The organism is Pseudomonas sp. P129 (assembly GCF_020312195.1).
Lineage (GTDB): Bacteria > Pseudomonadota > Gammaproteobacteria > Pseudomonadales > Pseudomonadaceae > Aquipseudomonas > Aquipseudomonas fragariae.
Window position 1 is genome coordinate 1 of record NZ_JAGPYS010000052.1, and the last position, 302, is coordinate 302.

Consider the following 302-nt stretch of genomic DNA (forward strand, 5'->3'; position numbering starts at 1 on the left):
GTCGATTATCTAAAAAAGCTCGATGCCTTGGTTCAGAAGAAGCAACGAATAGCGCAGCAGAAAAAGCGCAAATCGTGATGGAACTGAGGCCTTTACATTCTCTGGACGGCCTGCTGAAGTTTGCCGGTCTGGCACGCAGCACTTTTTACTATCAACAAAAGGTACTGCTGGTAGATGACAAATACGCCGGGCTGAAAGACCTGATTCGGGCAACTTTCTACGAGCACAAGGGCCGGTATGGCTATCGTCGCATCACGGCAGCTTTGCGCAGGGCGGGCCATCTTGTGAACCACAAGACGGTG

Annotated in this window: 1 protein-coding gene; it reads left to right on the plus strand. The window is 51.3% G+C overall.

Annotated features, from left to right (window positions below):
* Positions 1-302, plus strand: a 302-nt coding sequence (locus tag KBY02_RS26685; protein ID WP_225650870.1) for an IS3 family transposase, incomplete at both ends; no start/stop codon positions are given.